General features: G+C 69.3%; 14 protein-coding genes. 7 read left to right on the top strand and 7 right to left on the bottom strand.

Annotation, left to right across the window (positions count from 1 at the left end; translation table 11 throughout):
* Positions 1-41: 41 nt before the first annotated feature.
* On the bottom strand, positions 42-896 hold the full coding sequence (locus tag WS91_RS10510; protein WP_038749623.1) for an alpha/beta hydrolase: 855 nt from the start codon (positions 894-896) through the stop codon (positions 42-44).
* Positions 897-1,084: 188 nt separating this feature from the next.
* Here WS91_RS10510 and ceoR point away from each other — a divergent pair, with 188 nt between their 5' ends.
* The gene (ceoR, locus tag WS91_RS10505) at positions 1,085-2,089 is read left to right on the top strand and encodes a putative multidrug efflux transcriptional regulator CeoR (RefSeq protein ID WP_038749600.1); all 1,005 of its coding nucleotides are present in this window, start codon (positions 1,085-1,087) and stop codon (positions 2,087-2,089) included.
* A 1,134-nt stretch (positions 2,090-3,223) separates the two neighbouring features.
* On the top strand, positions 3,224-3,517 hold the full coding sequence (locus WS91_RS10500) for a DUF4148 domain-containing protein (protein WP_038749602.1): 294 nt from the start codon (positions 3,224-3,226) through the stop codon (positions 3,515-3,517).
* Positions 3,518-3,710: 193 nt separating this feature from the next.
* Here the strand turns inward: WS91_RS10500 and WS91_RS10495 are convergent, their stop codons facing one another.
* The 3 genes from WS91_RS10495 to WS91_RS10485 form a co-directional block, all read right to left on the bottom strand.
* Positions 3,711-4,772 carry a purine-nucleoside phosphorylase gene (locus WS91_RS10495; protein WP_038749603.1) on the bottom strand — a complete coding sequence of 354 codons (1,062 nt, stop codon included), beginning with the start codon at positions 4,770-4,772 and terminating at the stop codon, positions 3,711-3,713.
* A 77-nt stretch (positions 4,773-4,849) separates the two neighbouring features.
* Entirely contained in the window at positions 4,850-5,350 is a 501-nt protein-coding gene (locus WS91_RS10490; RefSeq protein WP_059670236.1) for a hypothetical protein, read from the bottom strand.
* Positions 5,351-5,352: 2 nt separating this feature from the next.
* Positions 5,353-5,538 (bottom strand): 4-oxalocrotonate tautomerase, encoded by a 186-nt coding sequence (locus tag WS91_RS10485; RefSeq protein WP_038749606.1) that lies wholly within the window; start codon positions 5,536-5,538, stop codon positions 5,353-5,355.
* A gap of 46 nt (positions 5,539-5,584) precedes the next feature.
* Here WS91_RS10485 and WS91_RS37280 point away from each other — a divergent pair, with 46 nt between their 5' ends.
* Both WS91_RS37280 and WS91_RS10480 read left to right on the top strand, forming a co-directional pair.
* Positions 5,585-6,028, top strand: a complete 444-nt coding sequence (locus WS91_RS37280; RefSeq protein ID WP_226377249.1) for a LysR family transcriptional regulator — start codon at positions 5,585-5,587, stop codon at positions 6,026-6,028.
* Positions 5,929-6,552 carry a LysR substrate-binding domain-containing protein gene (locus WS91_RS10480; protein ID WP_226377250.1) on the top strand — a complete coding sequence of 208 codons (624 nt, stop codon included), beginning with the start codon at positions 5,929-5,931 and terminating at the stop codon, positions 6,550-6,552. Before WS91_RS37280 ends, WS91_RS10480 begins: the two co-directional genes overlap by 100 nt.
* A 214-nt stretch (positions 6,553-6,766) precedes the next feature.
* Here WS91_RS10480 and selD read toward each other — a convergent pair whose 3' ends face one another.
* Positions 6,767-7,831, bottom strand: coding sequence for a selenide, water dikinase SelD (selD, locus tag WS91_RS10475; RefSeq protein ID WP_059580291.1), 1,065 nt, complete (start codon positions 7,829-7,831; stop codon positions 6,767-6,769).
* Positions 7,832-8,067: 236 nt separating this feature from the next.
* On the opposite strand from selD, the gene WS91_RS10470 reads away from it, so the two are divergent.
* Positions 8,068-8,901, top strand: a complete 834-nt coding sequence (locus WS91_RS10470; RefSeq protein ID WP_059670235.1) for a DMT family transporter — start codon at positions 8,068-8,070, stop codon at positions 8,899-8,901.
* Between the two features lie 278 nt (positions 8,902-9,179).
* Here the strand turns inward: WS91_RS10470 and pdxR are convergent, their stop codons facing one another.
* The gene (gene pdxR, locus WS91_RS10465; RefSeq protein WP_059670234.1) at positions 9,180-10,931 is read right to left on the bottom strand and encodes a MocR-like pyridoxine biosynthesis transcription factor PdxR; all 1,752 of its coding nucleotides are present in this window, start codon (positions 10,929-10,931) and stop codon (positions 9,180-9,182) included.
* Between the two features lie 142 nt (positions 10,932-11,073).
* Between pdxR and WS91_RS10460 the strand changes: the two genes are divergently transcribed.
* Complete coding sequence (locus WS91_RS10460) at positions 11,074-12,357, top strand: 4-aminobutyrate--2-oxoglutarate transaminase (RefSeq protein ID WP_059670233.1); 1,284 nt, start codon at positions 11,074-11,076, stop codon at positions 12,355-12,357.
* Between the two features lie 86 nt (positions 12,358-12,443).
* Positions 12,444-13,913 carry an NADP-dependent succinate-semialdehyde dehydrogenase gene (gabD, locus tag WS91_RS10455; protein WP_038749616.1) on the top strand — a complete coding sequence of 490 codons (1,470 nt, stop codon included), beginning with the start codon at positions 12,444-12,446 and terminating at the stop codon, positions 13,911-13,913.
* Between the two features lie 656 nt (positions 13,914-14,569).
* On the opposite strand, the gene WS91_RS10445 is transcribed toward gabD, so the two are convergent.
* Positions 14,570-16,114 (bottom strand): methyl-accepting chemotaxis protein, encoded by a 1,545-nt coding sequence (locus WS91_RS10445; RefSeq protein ID WP_038749620.1) that lies wholly within the window; start codon positions 16,112-16,114, stop codon positions 14,570-14,572.
* Positions 16,115-16,879: the final 765 nt, after the last annotated feature.

The raw sequence follows: 16,879 nt of genomic DNA, 5'->3' as shown, positions 1-16,879 counted from the left end.
CCCCAAGTTGTCGGTTGTTCTGGATTCGGATGAAAGCAGCGTCAGCCCGGCGAACCCGTGCTGAAGCGGCTTTGAAAGAATCGCGCCGCCTCTTCGAGCGCGGGCGCGTGATCGGCGAGCGCCGCGTGCGACACGTCCCGGTAGCGGACCACCTGCGTCGGCACGCCCGCGTCGATCAGGCAGCTCGCGTATTTCTCGGCCTCGACGTGCAGCACGTCGTTCTGCGCGGTCGCGACGAGCGTCGGCGGCAGCCCCGCGAGGCGCACCGATTCGAGCGGCGCCGCATACGGATGCATGCGCTGCGACGGCTGCGGCAAGTAAGCGCGATAGCACGCGGCGCACTCCTGCGCGGTGATGTCGGACGACGCGACGCGCGCCGCGTCGGCGAGCCGCGTGAGGCTCGGATCGAGCATCGGGCCGATCAGCGCCTGCGCGGCGATGCGGATCTCGCCGCGGTCGCGCGCGATGAACGCGAGGCAGTTCGCGAGCTGGCCGCCCGCGTCGTGCCCCGCGACGCCGATCTTGCGCGGATTGCCGCCGAACGCGCGCGCGCGGGCCTCGGCCCAGCGCGCCGCGCAGTACGCGTCTTCCGGCGCGGCCGGGAACGGATGCCGCGGCGCGAGCGAATAATCGACCGACACGACGAGCGCCGGCACGTGCTCGGCGAGATGGCGCGCGGCGCGGTCGGCATCGTCGAGCGAGCCGCGCACGAAGCCGCCGCCGTGGAAATAAAGCACTACCGGCAACGAGGACTTTTCGGGGCGCCGGTAGAGGCGCAGCACGATGTCCTGCGCGTAGCCGCCGATCACGACGTCCGACACCGCGAGCGCCGGCCGCGCGCGCGCGCCTTCTGCGCTCGTGCGGGGGATTGGGCGGCGGAAATCGAATGCGTCCATGACGTGTCGTGCGCGGCGTCGCGCGTCCATTACGAGATGGATCGAATTCTGGGTCCGGCAGACATCGGGATAAATGCCTATAATCCGGCAACACAATTCACGTCCCCTGAACAATCGTCGGCTGCGCCGCCTTCATCGGTGTCGCGGCCTGCGTCTGTTCAGGGCGTCAATATCGCGGAGGTAAAGTAATGGACCGGCTGCAGGCCATGCAGGTGTTTACGCGCGTCGTCGATACGAACAGCTTTACCAAAGCGGCCGAGACGCTCGGCCTGCCGCGCGCGTCGGTGACGACGATCATCCAGAATCTGGAAGCCTTCCTCGGCGTGCGGCTGATGCACCGGACGACGCGCCGTCTGTCCCTCACGCCCGACGGCGCCGCGTACTACGAGCGCTGCGTGCGGATTCTCGCGGACGTCGAGGAAACCGAGGCGAGCTTCCAGACGAACAATCGAAAACCGCACGGCAAGCTGCGGGTCGACATGCCGGGTTCGATCGGACGCCTGATCGTGATTCCCGCGCTGTGCGAATTCCATTCGCGCTTTCCGGACATCGACCTGCAGCTCGGCCTGTCGGACCGGCCGGTCGATCTGCTGCAGGAAGGCATCGACTGCGTGATCCGCGTCGGCGCGCTGCAGGATTCGTCGCTCGTCGCGCGGCGCGTCGGGCTGTTCGAGGGCACGACGGTCGCCTCGCCCGCGTATCTCGAGAAGTACGGCGAGCCGCAGACGATCGAGGAGCTCGCGCAGCACAAGGCCGTCAACTACTTCTCGAGCCGCACCGGGCGCACGATCGATTGGGCGTTCCTGATCGACGGCAAGGAAGTCGAGGTGAAGATGAACGGCCTCGTGTCGGTCAACGACGCGGACGCGTACGTGACCTGCGGGATCGAAGGCTTCGGGCTGATCCAGCCGCCGCTCTTCATGGTGCTGCCGCAACTGCGCAACGGCGCGCTGAAGGAGGTGCTGCCGGGCTACAAGCCGCTGCCGATGCCGATTTCGGTCGTCTATCCGCACAGCCGGCATCTGTCGCCGAAAGTGCGCGTGTTCGTCGACTGGATCGCCGAGATCTTCGAGCGCTGCCCGCTGCTGAGCGGCCGCAAGGGGCTCGATGCGACCTGCAGCAAGCGCACGTTCGAGGAAGCCGAGCGCGCGCCGTCGCTCGACACGCCGGTGTTGAACGAGTGGGTCGCTTGAGCGGTCGGGGTCGGTCGCGCGCGCGTGCAAAAGCGCGCGCGGGCCGGTCGTCCAATTTTTTCGCCGTCGACGAACGGGCGCGCCGCAGCGGCCGCGCGCGGGAATGCCGCGTTGCGCCGGCGAGCGCCGCGATAGACGATCGTACGCGCAACTCATTCTTTCGTTTGTCCGCTTTTAATTGAACGCCTTCTTAAGAGCGGATCGGCCGGTTGACGCAATCGGCGCTTCGCGGCGTTCGCCAGACCTCGAGAACGCTCCCGGCGCAATGCGCGCCGCGATTCGGTCTGCCGGCCCCGCACCGTCTTCCCAGTGCATTCGGAACGTCGACGGCGCGGCGTTCGCAGCGCCTTCGCCGACAGCGTTCCTGCGAGCCGCAGCAGCGAATGCGCGCCGGCTCCCTCGCCTGCGAAGCGCTCGGGCATATCGCAGCGCGCGCGTGAACGATGAACGGACTGGCGACGCGCACAATCTTCGCAGGTCCTCTTTCTCTGCATGTCATCCGGCACTGCGCGAATCTCTTTGCCGCACCGGCTTGCATCATTTCAACGGTTGATTGCGACGTGCAATGTGTAATGTGCGATGTGCAACGCGCGGCGCACGACGGCCGGCGCGGCCCGCACGCGAGATCGCGGCAGCGCCTGTCGATCGAAACCCGCGCACGACGCGCGACGATCGGGGGCAAACGTGGACGCGAGCCCATCGCGTCCCGTTCGGACGACGAGCCAGTTTGTTGCTCGCGTTCGACGTCGCCGCTACTCGCTGGGCTCTCCGTTCGCGTAGCGCATATCGCGTAATGCGCAGATCCGCCCTCGCCCGGAAAATTCGGCGCGATGATTCGCGCAACGCGCCGCCGCGCTTGTTGCGGCGCGCAGCGAAAGTGCGCAGCGCATTCGCACGCGGCGCAGCGTTCCGCCCGGGCGCGCACGTCGCCGCTCGCACGCCGCCCCGCTTATCCACGACACGCGTCGCGCGCCCTCGTCGCAAGCCCCTGCCGACGTCACGGACTCCGATTGTTCCATCCTCGCAACAATTCAATTCGCGACATCGCCATTTATCGCCGCCGCGCGCGCGCCTAAAGTACAGCCTGTCGCGCACCGCTTTCGGCGTGCGCATCGAATCGACAGGAGTCACATCATGAAACGCAGCAGTCTTCTCGCCGTCGCCGCCTTCGCGCTCGCCGTTGCCGCGCCGGCATTCGCGGACGGCGGGATCAGCCCTGCGGGCAGCGACGGCGACGCGTCGTGGCACGGCCACAGCCCCCGCACGCGCGCCGAAGTCCGCGCGGATCTCGAACAGGCGCAACGCGACGGCACGCTCGCCGCGTTGCGCAAGTCGATGTCGTACGCACCGCCCGGCGCCGAGCTCGTCGCGCAGCGTGCGTATCGTCCGGACCCCGACGCGAATCAGCTCGCGGGCGCAGGCCGGTAAACGCGACGCGCCGCGCATCGAAGCCGATGCGCGGCGCGTCATGCAGCATGCAGCCACGTCATTCTTCAGTGCGAGATCACGATCATGAACAGTCCGATTCCATCGCAGCTCGATCACTGGGACGACAGCACGCCCGTGTGGAAACCGTTCCGCTCGACCGCGCCGTCACGCTGACCGACGCGCGCCGCATGCGTCAGCGGCGCGGCACGCCGTCCTTCCATTCGCCCCAGTGCGTGACGATGTCCTGCACGAGCGGGTTGCCCGCGCGATACAGGTTCTCGGTCGCGAGCGGGAAGCCGCCCTGATCCGCGTAGTTCAGCAGATTGTCGACGCTCGTCTGGCCTTGATACGGGCGATCGAAATCCGAGCCGGTGCGCAGCACCGCGACGCGATTCAGATCGACGCGGTTCACGCTCGCCGCGCGCTTGAGCGCTTCGAACGTCGAATTGTCTTCCTGCGCGGTCATGCAATACGTGCCCTTGTTGTCGGTGAGGATCTTCGTCCATTGACGCGCGCGCTCGCCGAGCAGCGTGCCGGAGAACCACGTGTTGCCCGACGACGTGTCGCAACGCGTGACCACGGGCGGCTGGTTCGCCGGCGCGTAGTTGAACTTCGCGCGCGCCGCCTGCGCTTGCGCGCTGTCGGCGAGCTGGACGTTGCGCGACAGCGCGTACGCGGCGTCCGCGAGCGTGCCGTTCAACTGGAACACCTCGGTGCGATAGTCGAGCGGCGGCTTGTCGCTCGGGCTCTTCGTGTTGATGCCGAGATAGCCGCCGCTCCAGCCGGCCGGAATCTCGCGCGCGTCGAGCTCCCATTGCAGGCCGAAGTCGACGAGGTATTTCGCCCACGCGGCGGTGCCGAGCGTGCCGCGCGCCGGATCGACGCCCGCGATGCCCGAGATCAGGAAGTACGTCTGCCGCAGATCGAAGCGGCGCGAGAACGTGAGCGCCATGATCGTCGACGCCGCGTTCGCGTAGCCCATGCCCGTCGTAACGACGCACACGTCCTGCTTGTTGCAATGCACGTCCGGATAATCGGGCGACAGGCCAGGCACCGCGATGTTCTTCCACGGGCCGAGACGGTCGAGCCACGCCTGGCCTTCGGGGCCGAACATCGTGACGATCATCACCTTCACCGGGCGGCCCTGTGCACCGGCTTCGGCGAACGCGTCACCGTTGTTCTGCGCGACGGATTGCGCCGTCGCGCAAGCGGCGAGCGAAAACACGGCTGCGGAAAGTATCGAGCGAGTCAGCATTAGCGTTCCTTATTAAAAGTAGGTTCGATGAGAACGGCGTTCGGAGACTGCGCGAGCAGTATAAAGGACGTCAATATTCAAACGGGTGCAAAGGCTGCGGCGCCGCATGCGAGCACGACGACGGCGGTTGCGGCCCGCGTCGCCGCGAGCCGGCTCGAAGACCGGGCGAAACGCGCGTTCGCGCCGCGGCCGCGCGCGAACATGCGCTGCCCGGCGAGGCTGGCGGCAAAAGCCGCGTGCGTGCGCGGCGGGCAATGCGCGCGAACGGACGCGGCCGGTGGCGGCGCATCGGCGTGGAAGAAGAGGACGATCGTCGCGGGCTCGCGAGCGCGGCGAAGCGCGCCGGCGCACGCGCAATGCGGGCAGTGCTTCTTCCGGCGCACGGCACGGATGGGGCGCTCGCCCGCGACAGCATGCGAGCGCCCATCGCATTCAGCGCATTCATCGCGAATGCGCGAGCAAGCGATCAGTCCGCTCCCACGCGCCCCGATCTCCGCGGCGAACGTACGTTCGTCGTGCGTCGTCCCGGAACGCCGAGCACGCGAACGCGCGCGCATGGCCGATGCGCGCGCGCTCATGCTCAGCGATCCGAAATCAGCTTCCCCGCTTTCGCCCATGCGTCGCGCGGCACTTCGGTGATGACGATGTCGACGCTCTCGACGGGACAGTTCAACGTCTGCGCCGTGACGCGCGTCACTTCGTTCACGAACGCGCGCTTCTGCTCCAGCGTGCGGCCCGGGTGCATTTCCAGATGAATCGTAGGCATCGCATGTCCTCGTCCAAGACCCCGGGAATCGGGGCGAAGCGACAGGATGAGCGCAAAGACGCGACGAATAAACATGCGACAATTCACGGCACTCCAAACCCATGGGTTGTCAATCGTGAATGTCCTCGCCGATATGGAGATGTTCGTGCGGGTCGTCGAATGCGGCAGCTTCGCCGCCGCGGCCGAAGCGAGCCAGGTGTCCGCCCAGATGGTGGCCAAACGCGTGCAGGCCATCGAAGCGCGCCTCGGCGCGCGGCTGCTTCATCGCACGACGCGCCGGCAGCAGTTGTCCGACGTCGGCCAGCTCTATTACGAGCGCTGCAAGCGCGCGCTGGCGGAAGTCGAGCGGCCGAACACAGCGCGGCCGAACTGCACGCGACGCCGAGCGGCGTGCTGCGCGTCGTCGCGCCGGTGGGTTTCGGAAGCTACAGCCTCGTGCCCGCGCTCGCCGAATACATGGCGCAACATCCTCAGGTTCGCGTCGACCTGACGCTCGACAACGACGCGCCGCGCTTCTGGCACGACGATTTCGAACTGCGCGTCCATATCGGCGACATCGACGCGCCGGGGCTGGTTGCGCGGCCGCTGAAGCCCTACCGCAGGCGGCTCGCCGCCGCGCCGTCCTATCTCGCGCGGCATGGCGCCCCGAAGCGTCCCGAGCACTTGGCCGAGCACGCGTGTCTCGGCCTGTCGTATTGGCGGCGCCGCGACCGTTGGCGGCTCGTCGGGCCGCGCGGCGAGATCCGCGAGGTCGCCGTACGCGGCAGCTTCACCGCCAACCACGGCGATGCGTTGCGCGTCGCCGCACTGCAAGGCCTCGGCATCGTGCTGCAGCCTGAAGCCGTGCTGACCAACGATCTCGCCGCCGGCCGCCTGGTGCCCGTCCTGCCCGCGTGGTCGCTCGCGCCGTCGCCGATGTATCTCGTCTACGCGCAGGACCGCCGCCCGACGGCCAAGCTGCGCAGCGCCATCGATTTCCTGCTGGCGAAGTTCGGCGAGCAGGAAAAGCGTTGACCGGCCGGCGCGCTCGCGCAGGAGACGAGCGCGGGCCGGCGAGGCAGGTGCGATGAGGATCGCGCCGAGCGATTCGCGGCGCATGGCGACGCGACAGGCGCGTTCGCCGCGGCGCATGGCCGCGGGCCGCGGGCCGCGCCGCGAGCGCGCATCGCGCCGCCTCGTGGGCGCTCGCGGGCTCTCATGAGCTCGCGTGAACTTCCGCGAGCGCTCGTCAGCTCACATCGACCCGCGCCGGCCCGTCGACCATTTCGCCGATCACCGCCGCGCGATCGAAGCCGTCGTCGCCAAAGCATGCGAGCACGTCGTCGACCGCTTCCGGCGCGCAGGCGACGAGCAATCCGCCCGACGTCTGCGGATCGGTCAGCAGCGCCTGCGCGACGGCGGGCAGGCCGTCGCGCAGGCGCACATCGTGACCGTACGCGGCCCAGTTGCGGCCAGATGCGCCGGTGAACACGCCGTCGGCGGCGAGCGCCTCGACGCCCGCGAGCCACGGCAGCGCGCCGTAGCGCACGCGCGCGGTCAGCCCGGCGCCGCGCGCGAGCTCGAGCGTGTGGCCGAGCAGGCCAAAGCCCGTCACGTCGGTCAGCGCATGCACGCCCGGCAGCGCGGCGAGTGCCGTGCCCGGCCGGTTCAGCTTCGTCGTCGTCGCGATCATCTGCGCGTAGCCGTCGGCGTCGAGGCGGTCCTTCTTCAGCGCGGCGGACAGCACGCCGACGCCGAGCGGCTTGCCGAGCACGAGCACGTCGCCCGCGCGCGCGGCCGCGTTGCGCTTCACGCGCGCCGGATGGACGACGCCGAGCGCCGCGAGCCCGTAGATCGGCTCGACCGAATCGATCGAATGCCCGCCCGCGACGGGGATGCCCGCGTCCGCGCACACCGCCTCGCCGCCGCGCAGCACCGCGGCGATCGTCTCGTGCGGCAGCACGTTGATCGGCATGCCGACGAGCGCGAGCGCGAGAATCGGCTTGCCGCCCATCGCGTAGACGTCGGACAGCGCGTTCGTCGCCGCGATGCGGCCGAAGTCGAACGGATCGTCGACGATCGGCATGAAGAAATCGGTCGTCGCGACGATCGCCTGCTCGTCGTTCAGACGATAGACGGCCGCGTCGTCGGACGTCTCGGTGCCGACGAGCAGATCGGGAAAGAGCGCGGGCGGCGCATTGCGCCTGAGCAGCTCCGACAACACGCCGGGCGCGATCTTGCAGCCGCAGCCGCCGCCGTGCGACAGGCTCGTGAGGCGCGGCGCCGCCGCGTCGGTTGGCTTGGTCTCGGTCATCGCTGAATCCGATAAAGGACAGAACGCTCTATTATCGACAATCCGGCGCGCAATTGCGCGCGAGCCGACCGCGCCGCCGCCGCGCGCGTTCGCTGTGCTCCTTTTTCCGGGCGGCACATGCGCACGGCGCGCGGCGCGCCGCCGCCGCGCAAGCCGACGCGAGATCGCAAACGCGGCGATAATCGTGCGCTCCGCCATTCCGGCAAGCCGCTCGCCGGCCGCTGGCTCCCGCGCCGATGGATCAACTATTCGTCCTGCTCGTGCTGTTCTCCGCGCTGCTGCACGCGGCGTGGAACGCGTTCCTGCACGTCAGCGAAGACCGCGTCGCGCAGCTCGGCACGATGTCGGTGCCGTATTTGCTGTTCGGCGCGGCGCTCGCGCTCGCGCTGCCGCTGCCGCCCGCCGCCGCGTGGCCGTACATCGCGGGCTCGGCGCTCCTCGAGCTCGGCTATTGCGTCGCGCTGCTGCGCGCGTACCGCAGCGGCGAATTCAGCCAGATCTATCCGATCGCGCGCGGCTTGTCGCCGCTCGTCGTCTGCGCGCTCGCGCTCGGCGCGCTCGGCGAAAAACCGACGCCGTTCGCGCTCGCCGGCATCGCGCTCGTGTCGCTCGGCATCGTGTCGCTCGCGTTCAAGCGCGGCTTGCGCTTTTCCGGCGAAAGCGTGCCGTACGCGATCCTGACGGGCCTTTTCATCGCCGCGTACTCCGTCGTCGACGCCCGCGGCGTGCGGCTCGCCGGCAACCCGCTCGCGTACGTCGCATGGGTGTACCTGCTATGGAACGCGCCGCAGTTCACGCTGATCTGCCGGCTGCGCGGCTTGCGCGCGGTCGTCGGCACGCGCGCCGCCGCCTCGCGCGGGCTCGTCGCCGGCACGCTGTCGCTCGCCGCGTATGCGATCGCGATCGTCGCGTACCGGCACCTGCCGGTGGCGACCGTGTCCGCGCTGCGCGAGACGAGCTCGATCTTCGCGGTCGCGATCGGCTGGTTCGCGCTGCACGAGCGGCCCAACGCGCGACGGCTCGCCGCATGCGCGCTCGTCGTCGCGGGCGCGATGCTGATCCGGCTGTGACGCGGCGCGGCCGCGCGCGAGCGGCGCGTCGGAACTGGTGCCGGATGCCCGCCGCGGCGGCGCTCCGCAGCGCGTGCCCGACGGTGCCGCGCCTGCTCGATCGCAGCCGCGGCCCCCCCGGGCGACGTGCGCTGACGAAACCCGCTCGGATCGACGTCCGTGCGCTTCGACAGGAAACCGGAAAACGCCGCCCCCGCGTTCGCGTGCGGATGATGCGCATCGCGCGGCGCGCTCGCGAGCGCCGCGCGGGATCGGCCGCCGGCAAACGCGAGCGCCGCTCAGCGTGCGGCGGCGGCCCGCTCGGCCCGATCCGCCGCCGATGCCGCCGCCTCGCGCCCGAACACCATGCCGTCGATCGCGTACGACAGCGTGTCGAACGCGCGCCCGATCTCGTCCTCCGGCACGCACGCGTAGCCGAGCAGCAGGCCCGAGCCCGCACGCTTCGCATCCGCGTAATAGCCGGACAGCGCGCGCACGACGATGTCGCGCTCGAGCGCCGCGCGCGCGACCGCGCGATCGTCGGCGCCGTCCGGCAGCCGCATCACGAGATGCAGCCCCGCATCGCCGCCGACCGCGGGCAGCGCATCGCCGTAGCGGCGCGCGAGCGCGTCGAGCAGCGTCTGCCGGCGCTGCCCGTACAGCGTGCGCATCTTGCGGATGTGCGACACGAAGTGCCCTTCCGCGATGAACTCGGCGAGCACCGCCTGCTGCAGCAATTGCCCTTCGCGGTACAGCTCGGCGCTCGCGGTCGCGAAGCTCTCGGCGAGCGGCTCCGGCGCGACCAGATAGCCGACCCGCAGGCCCGGAAACAGCGTCTTGCTGAAGCTGCCGACGTAAATCACCTGCCCCGCCGTGTCGAGCCCCTGCAGCGACGCGAGCGGCCGGCTGCCGTAGCGGAACTCGCTGTCGTAATCGTCCTCGATGATCCACGCGCCGTGCTGGCGCGCGTATTCGAGCAACGTACGCCGCCGCGCGAGGCTCATCACCATGCCGAGCGGATACTGATGCGACGGCGTGACGAGCATCAGCTTCGGCGGCGCCGCGAAATCGGCGGGCGTCGGCGCGATCCCTTCCTCGTCGACGGAAATCGGCCGCGTCGTCAGGCCCGACACGTGCATCACGCTGCGCACGCCCCAGTAGCACGGGTCTTCGGTCCAGATCACGTCGCCCGGATCGGTCAGGAGGCGCACCGCGAGATCGATCGACTGATGAATGCCCGTCGTCACGATGATCTGCTCGGGCGCGCAGCGCACCGAGCGCGACGTGCGCAGATAATCGGCGAGCGCCTCGCGCAGCGACGCGAGGCCGCCGCCCGGCGCGTAGGTCAGCAGCTCCGGGCGCAGACGCCGCCAGTACTTGTTGTGCAGCCGCGTCCACACGCGCGCCGGGAAACGCGACACATCCGGCACGCCCGGCATGAACGCGCCGCCTTGCCGCTTCGACACGCCCGCGCCGCCGACGAGGCACGCGCCGCGCGCGGACAGCGAGCGGCGCGCGAAACCGGGCGCGAAACCGGACGCGGATGCGGGGTCGGACGCCGAGCCGGATGCCGAGCCGGATGCCGAGCCGGATGCCGAGCCGGACGCCGTGCCGGACGCCGAGCCGGATGCCGAGCCGGACGCCGTGTCGAATGCCAAGCCGGATGCCAAGCCGGATGCCGTGCCGGACGCCGAGCCGCCGATCGACGCTCCAGCGCCCGACGCCGCCGCGCCGCGCGCGCCCCGCGGCGATTCGGCCGGCGCGCCGACGATCTCGTCCGGCGCACTGTCCGCGACGAACGTGCCGCGCCCGGTCGCCGAGCTCACGTAGCCTTCGAGCGCGAGCTGCTCGTAGACCTGCGTGACGGTGTTGCGCGCGATCCCGAGCTCCGCCGCGAGAAGCCGCGACGACGGCACGCGCGCGCCAGCCGGCAACTCGCGGGTCAGGATCGCCTGCTGCAGCAGCCGGTGCAGTTGCCGGTAGATCGGCTGCGCGCCGCCGCCGCGCACGATCCGCTGCGCCAGCCAGTCCGACAGCACGCTCACCCGCATAATTGGCTCCTACATATTTATCAAAATGGCTCTGATTTTCAGAGCCAAGTTTGATTATAGTGGTTCCAACGCGCACGCCGGGACAACGTGCCCGCGGGCGGCCGCCGCCCCCCGCGCATTCGAACCGCCAGGAGAGACGATTGTGAAAAATGCCGATCTGCACGCCCGCAAGAACGCTGCGACGCCCCGTGGCGTCGGCGTGATGTGCGACTTCTACGCCGCGCGCGCGGAGAACGCCGAGCTGTGGGACGTCGAGGGGCGCCGCTTCATCGACTTCGCGGCCGGCATCGCGGTGCTGAACACGGGCCACCGCCATCCGAAGATCGTGAAGGCGATCGCCGACCAGCTCGAGCACTTCACGCACACCGCGTACCAGATCGTGCCGTACGCGTCGTACGTCGAGCTCGCCGAGAAGATCAACGCGCGCGCGCCGATCGCGCTGCCGAAGAAGACCGCGTTCTTCACGACGGGCGCGGAGGCGGTCGAGAACGCGGTGAAGATCGCGCGCGCATACACCGGCCGGCCGGGCGTGATCGCGTTCGCGGGCGGCTTCCACGGCCGCACGATGATGGGCATGGCGCTCACGGGCAAGGTCGCGCCGTACAAGATCGGCTTCGGCCCGTTCCCGGGCGACGTGTTCCACGCGCCGTACCCGAACGCGCTGCGCGGCGTGACGACCGCCGATTCGATCGCCGCCGTCGAGACGCTGTTCAAGGCCGACATCGATCCGAAGCGCGTCGCCGCGATCATCTTCGAGCCGGTGCAGGGCGAAGGCGGCTTCAACCCCGCGCCCGCCGATTTCGTGCGCGCGCTGCGCAAGCTGTGCGACGCGCACGGCATCCTGCTCATCGCCGACGAAGTGCAGACGGGCTTCGCGCGCACGGGCAAGCTGTTCGCGATGGAGCACTACGACGTATCCGCCGATCTGATGACGATCGCGAAGAGCCTCGCGGGCGGGATGCCGCTGTCCGGCGTCGTCGGCCGCGCGGACGTGATGGACGCCGCCGCGCCGGGCGGCCTGGGCGGCACGTACGCGGGCAACCCGCTCGCCGTCGCGGCCGCGCACGCGGTGCTCGACGTGATCGACGAAGAGAAGCTCGCCGAACGCGCGACCGTGCTCGGCGACAAGCTGAAGGCGAAGCTCGCCGCATGGCGCGCGGACGTGCCGCAGATCGCCGACGTGCGCGGCCCGGGCGCGATGGTCGCGGCGGAATTCGTCGATCCGGACACGCGCGCGGCCGACGCCGTGTTCACGAAGCGCGTGCAGACGCTCGCGCTCGAGCGCGGCCTGCTGCTCCTCATCTGCGGCGTCGACGCGAACGTGATACGTTTCCTGTTTCCTCTCACCATTCAGGACGCCGTGTTCGACGAAGCGCTCGGCATTCTCGAGAGCGTGCTGAAGGAAGCGGTGGGCGTGCCCGCCTGAGTTTTTCGCCGCCCGCCCGCGCGCGTCGCGGCCCTCGCCGCGCCGCGCGGGCGGCGCCAATCGGTTCCGCATACGGTCGACACACGATGACTACAGCTCACGAAACCCTTGCACTGAAAGATCCCGCGCTGCTGCGCGAGCGCGCGTTCGTCGCGGGCGAATGGCAGGCCGCCGAAGGCGGCGCGACGTTCGAAGTCCGCAACCCGGCCACGGGCGCGCTGATCGGCACCGTGCCCGCGATGGGCGCGGCCGAGACGCGTCGCGCGATCGACGCGGCGAACGCCGCCTGGCCCGCGTGGCGCAAGAAGACCGCGAAGGAACGCGCGGCGATCCTGCGCAAGTGGCACGACCTGATGGTCGCGCATGCGGACGACCTCGCGCTCATCCTGACGACCGAGCAAGGCAAGCCGCTCGCCGAGGCGAAGGGCGAGATCGGCTACGCGGCGTCGTTCCTCGAATGGTTCGCGGAGGAAGGCAAGCGCGTGTACGGCGATACGATCCCGACGCCCGCCGCCGACAAGCGCATCGTCGTGACGAAGGAGCCCGTCGGCGTGTGCGCGGCGATCACGCCGTGGAACTTCCCGGCGGCGATGATCACGCGCAAGGTCGGCCCGGCGCTCGCGGCCGGCTGCCCGATCGTCGTGAAGCCGGCCGAGGCGACGCCGTTCTCCGCGCTCGCGATGGCGGTGCTCGCCGAGCGCGCGGGCGTGCCGGCCGGCGTGTTCAGCGTCGTCACGGGCGACCCGAAGGCGATCGGCGGCGAGCTCACGTCGAACCCCGTCGTGCGCAAGCTGTCGTTCACCGGCTCGACGCCCGTCGGGCGCCTGCTGATGGCGCAATGCGCGCCGACCGTGAAGAAGGTGTCGCTCGAGCTCGGCGGAAACGCGCCGTTCATCGTGTTCGACGATGCGGATCTCGATGCGGCGGTCGAGGGCGCGATCGCGTCGAAGTACCGCAACAGCGGGCAGACGTGCGTGTGCACGAACCGCTTCTACGTGCACGAGAAGGTCTACGACGCGTTCGCCGAGAAGCTCTCCACGGCCGTCGCGAAGCTGAAGGTCGGGCTCGGCACCGACGCGGGCGTCGTGCAGGGGCCGCTCATCAACGAGGCGGCCGTGCAGAAGATCGAATCGCACATCGCCGACGCGCTCGGCAAGGGCGCGCGCGTGACGACGGGCGGCAAGCGCCACGCGCTCGGCCACGGCTTCTTCGAGCCGACCGTGCTGACCGGCGTGACGACCGAGATGAAGGTCGCGAAGGAAGAGACGTTCGGGCCGCTCGCGCCGCTCTTCAGGTTCTCGACCGACGACGAAGCGATTCGCCATGCGAACGACACCGAGTTCGGCCTCGCCGCGTACTTCTACAGCCGCGACATCGGCCGCGTGTGGCGCGTCGCGGAAGCGCTCGAATACGGGATGGTCGGCATCAACACGGGAATCATCTCGAACGAGGTCGCGCCGTTCGGCGGCGTCAAGCAGTCGGGGCTCGGGCGCGAAGGCTCGCATTACGGGATCGACGATTACGTCGTGATCAAGTACATGTGCGTCGCCGTGTGATGTCCGACGCGCGCCGCGCGAGCGGCGCGGGCATGCGAAACGCCGCCGGCGCCTCGTGCTCCGGCGGCGTTTCTTGTTTTGCGCGCTGAAATCGCGGCGGATTCCGCCGCCGGAAATGTCGGTCATGCGCGACGCACGCGCCGCGCCGTGGCATCCCGACGATCGGGCGCTACGCGCCATGCGACGCATGCGCCACGCGCCGCGGCGGCGACGTCAAGGCGCAAAAGCCCGCCGATGCGATGGCGCGATCGCATGACGACGCGCGCAACGCCGAGATGAACGCGGACCTGGGCCAAGCCCGCGCGCCGACGCACCGCCGACGCACCGCGATCGGCGGCGCGCGGGCGATCGCATCCGATGCCGCCTCCAAGCAAGACGCCAAAACGACGAACGCCCGAGCCGCGTCGCCGAGCCCGCGCTCCGACGCGCGCACATGCGTCATGCGCGCCGCACCGGCCGCTCGAGACGCCGGCGCGCGTTCGGCCGCGCGCGGCGGCAGACATCGACATCGGCGGAACACGCGCATCGCCGGACACGAACACCGCGACGCGCCGGCCAGCCCGAACCTCGCGCGGCGACGAAACACGCATGCGTTTCGCGCCGCACCGCGCCCGGCCGAGGCCGGCACGCATGCGCGCGCATCGCCGCCCCCGTCTTCAGCGAAACACGCCCACCGCGTCGACGAGCATCGTCGCCTGCTGCCGCAGGCTTTCCGACGCCGCCGCGCTCTCTTCGACGAGCGCCGCGTTCTGCTGCGTGATGTTGTCGAGATGGACGACCGCGTCGTCGACCTGCGCGACGCCCGCGCGCTGCTCGCTCGTCGACGCGCTGATCTCGGCGATCAGATCGGACACCCGCTTCACCTGCGACACGATCTCGTCCATCGTCCTGCCCGCGCAGTCGACGGTCTGCGCGCCGGAGTCGACCCGCTCGACGCTCGCGCCGATCAGCGTCTTGATCTCCTTCGCCGCGTTCGCGCTGCGTTGCGCGAGCGCGCGCACCTCGCCCGCGACGACCGCGAAGCCGCGCCCCTGCTCGCCCGCGCGCGCGGCCTCGACGGCGGCATTCAGCGCGAGGATGTTGGTCTGGAACGCGATGCCGTCGATCACGCCGATGATTTCCGAGATCCGCCGCGAGCTCTCGGTGATCTCGCCCATCGTGCTGACGACCTCGCGCACCGCCTGCCCGCCGCGCTCCGCCGCGTGGCTCGCCGATTCGGACAGCCGGTTCGCCTGCGTCGCCGTCTCGGCGTTGCTCGACACGGTCGCCGTCATCTGCGCCATCGACGCGGCCGTCTGCTGGACGCTCGTCGCCGCCTGCTCGGTGCGCGCGCTCAGGTCGTTGTTGCCCTGCGCGATCTCGTTGATCGCGCGCTGCACGGTCAGCACCTGCTCGCTGACGTCGTCGATCAGCCAGCGGAACATCAGCCCGAGCTGGTTGATCGTGCGCAGCGTCATCCCGATCTCGTCGGTGCGATTCATGTTGACGCCCTGACGGCTCGATCCGGTCGCGACGTCGAGCGCCTGCCGGCGCAGCGTGCGCAGCGGCCGCGCGATCTGCGCGTCGAGCCACCACGCGGCGAGCGCCGCGCCGCCGAGCGTCGCGCCCGCGAGCTGCGCGAGCGGCGCGCCCGTCACGCCCGCCGCCCAGGCGACGCCGACGACCGCCGGCGTCAGCGCGACGATCGGCAGATGGACGCGCGCGCGCACCGACATCGTCTGCAGCAGCGAACCGACGCGCAGCAGCCCCGTGCGCACGATCAGGCCCTTGTGGAAGCGCCGGCTGCCCGCGCGGCCTTCGCGCAAGCCGCGATAGAGCGCTTCGGCGGCGGCGATCTCGCCGCGCGCGGGCTTCGTGCGCACCGACATGTAGCCTTGCGTCTGCCCGGCGCGAATCACCGGCACCGCATTCGCGCGCACCCAGTAATGGTCGCCGTTCTTGCGGCGGTTCTTGACGAGCGCGGTCCACGGCTCGCCGCGCTTCAACGTCGCCCACATGTCGGCGAACGCCTCGCGCGGCATGTCGGGATGGCGCACGACGTTGTGCGCCTCGCCGACGATCTCGTCGCTCGAATACCCGCTGACGTGCACGAACGTCGCGTTCGCATACGTGATTCGGCCGTGCGGATCGGTGGTCGACATCAAGGTCGCATCGTCGGGATAATCGAATTCGTGTTGGGTGACGGGTTGGTTGTTACGCATGAACGCTCCGATTGCTGGATCTGTGTCCTTTAATTGATTTCATCGGCCGAAAAAAATCGATCGAATTGTGTTCGATCGGCCTGCACCCCGTTTTCGTCAGCCATTCGGCAAATCCGGCGCGCCCGAAAACAAGAGATGATGAATTGCGCTTTGACGCATATCAAACCGGAGTTCCGCACGCGGGCTTCCGGCGTGGCTTTTCGTCGTCGTTGCCGGCCCTGCAGCACTAGAATGTTTGCTCGAACCCATTCGGCGCTTCTGATCGACATCAAATAATTCAAGATGAATTATTTCACGATTTTTATCACCGGAATATTCAGGAATTGGAAATAAGATGAATTGATATTCGGAGCTTGCCTCGAATGGCGAGATAAGCGGGCGGCGTGCGCCAATATGAGTGAGCGGGAATTCCGCGACGAATCGGATTTACCTTTTTCAAGCAAGGAGTTATCCGAATAATGAAGAGCTTGCCGGACGATGCGAAAGCGATCCTGCGGGAAGGGGCAATGGGCCCGACGCGATTCGCCACGATTGCGCGACACGGTGCGGTGCAGTGCGGCGTGGTGCGCCCGACGCCGCCGTCGCGATGCGCATGAAGCAAAACGGCCCGTGCGCTTGCGGGCACGGGCCATAGGGCCGTAAGGTCGGATTGGCCGATTCGATCAGCCGGATTGGCCGATCGCCGCGCGCTGCGCGGCGGCGCGGATCAGACGCGCTCGATCGCGATGGCGATCCCCTGACCGACGCCGATGCACATCGTGCAGA

Origin of the sequence: Burkholderia sp. MSMB1498, from assembly GCF_001526245.1 — a bacterium.
Lineage (GTDB): Bacteria > Pseudomonadota > Gammaproteobacteria > Burkholderiales > Burkholderiaceae > Burkholderia > Burkholderia savannae.
Note: the sequence above shows the minus strand (reverse complement) of the source record. Positions and strands in the feature narration are given on the sequence as shown.

What these genes read in the sequence shown, in the direction of transcription:
- WS91_RS10445 (WP_038749620.1), bottom strand. Translation starts at nt 16,114, where the DNA reads ATGCGTAACAACCAACCCGTCACCCAACACGAATTCGATTATCCCGAC.
- WS91_RS10490 (WP_059670236.1), bottom strand. Translation starts at nt 5,350, where the DNA reads ATGAGCGCGCGCGCATCGGCCATGCGCGCGCGTTCGCGTGCTCGGCGT.
- WS91_RS10510 (WP_038749623.1), bottom strand. Translation starts at nt 896, where the DNA reads ATGGACGCATTCGATTTCCGCCGCCCAATCCCCCGCACGAGCGCAGAA.
- gabD (WP_038749616.1), top strand. Translation starts at nt 12,444, where the DNA reads ATGACTACAGCTCACGAAACCCTTGCACTGAAAGATCCCGCGCTGCTG.
- WS91_RS37280 (WP_226377249.1), top strand. Translation starts at nt 5,585, where the DNA reads ATGAGCGCAAAGACGCGACGAATAAACATGCGACAATTCACGGCACTC.
- pdxR (WP_059670234.1), bottom strand. Translation starts at nt 10,931, where the DNA reads ATGCGGGTGAGCGTGCTGTCGGACTGGCTGGCGCAGCGGATCGTGCGC.
- ceoR (WP_038749600.1), top strand. Translation starts at nt 1,085, where the DNA reads ATGGACCGGCTGCAGGCCATGCAGGTGTTTACGCGCGTCGTCGATACG.
- selD (WP_059580291.1), bottom strand. Translation starts at nt 7,831, where the DNA reads ATGACCGAGACCAAGCCAACCGACGCGGCGGCGCCGCGCCTCACGAGC.
- WS91_RS10485 (WP_038749606.1), bottom strand. Translation starts at nt 5,538, where the DNA reads ATGCCTACGATTCATCTGGAAATGCACCCGGGCCGCACGCTGGAGCAG.
- WS91_RS10495 (WP_038749603.1), bottom strand. Translation starts at nt 4,772, where the DNA reads ATGCTGACTCGCTCGATACTTTCCGCAGCCGTGTTTTCGCTCGCCGCT.
- WS91_RS10470 (WP_059670235.1), top strand. Translation starts at nt 8,068, where the DNA reads ATGGATCAACTATTCGTCCTGCTCGTGCTGTTCTCCGCGCTGCTGCAC.
- WS91_RS10500 (WP_038749602.1), top strand. Translation starts at nt 3,224, where the DNA reads ATGAAACGCAGCAGTCTTCTCGCCGTCGCCGCCTTCGCGCTCGCCGTT.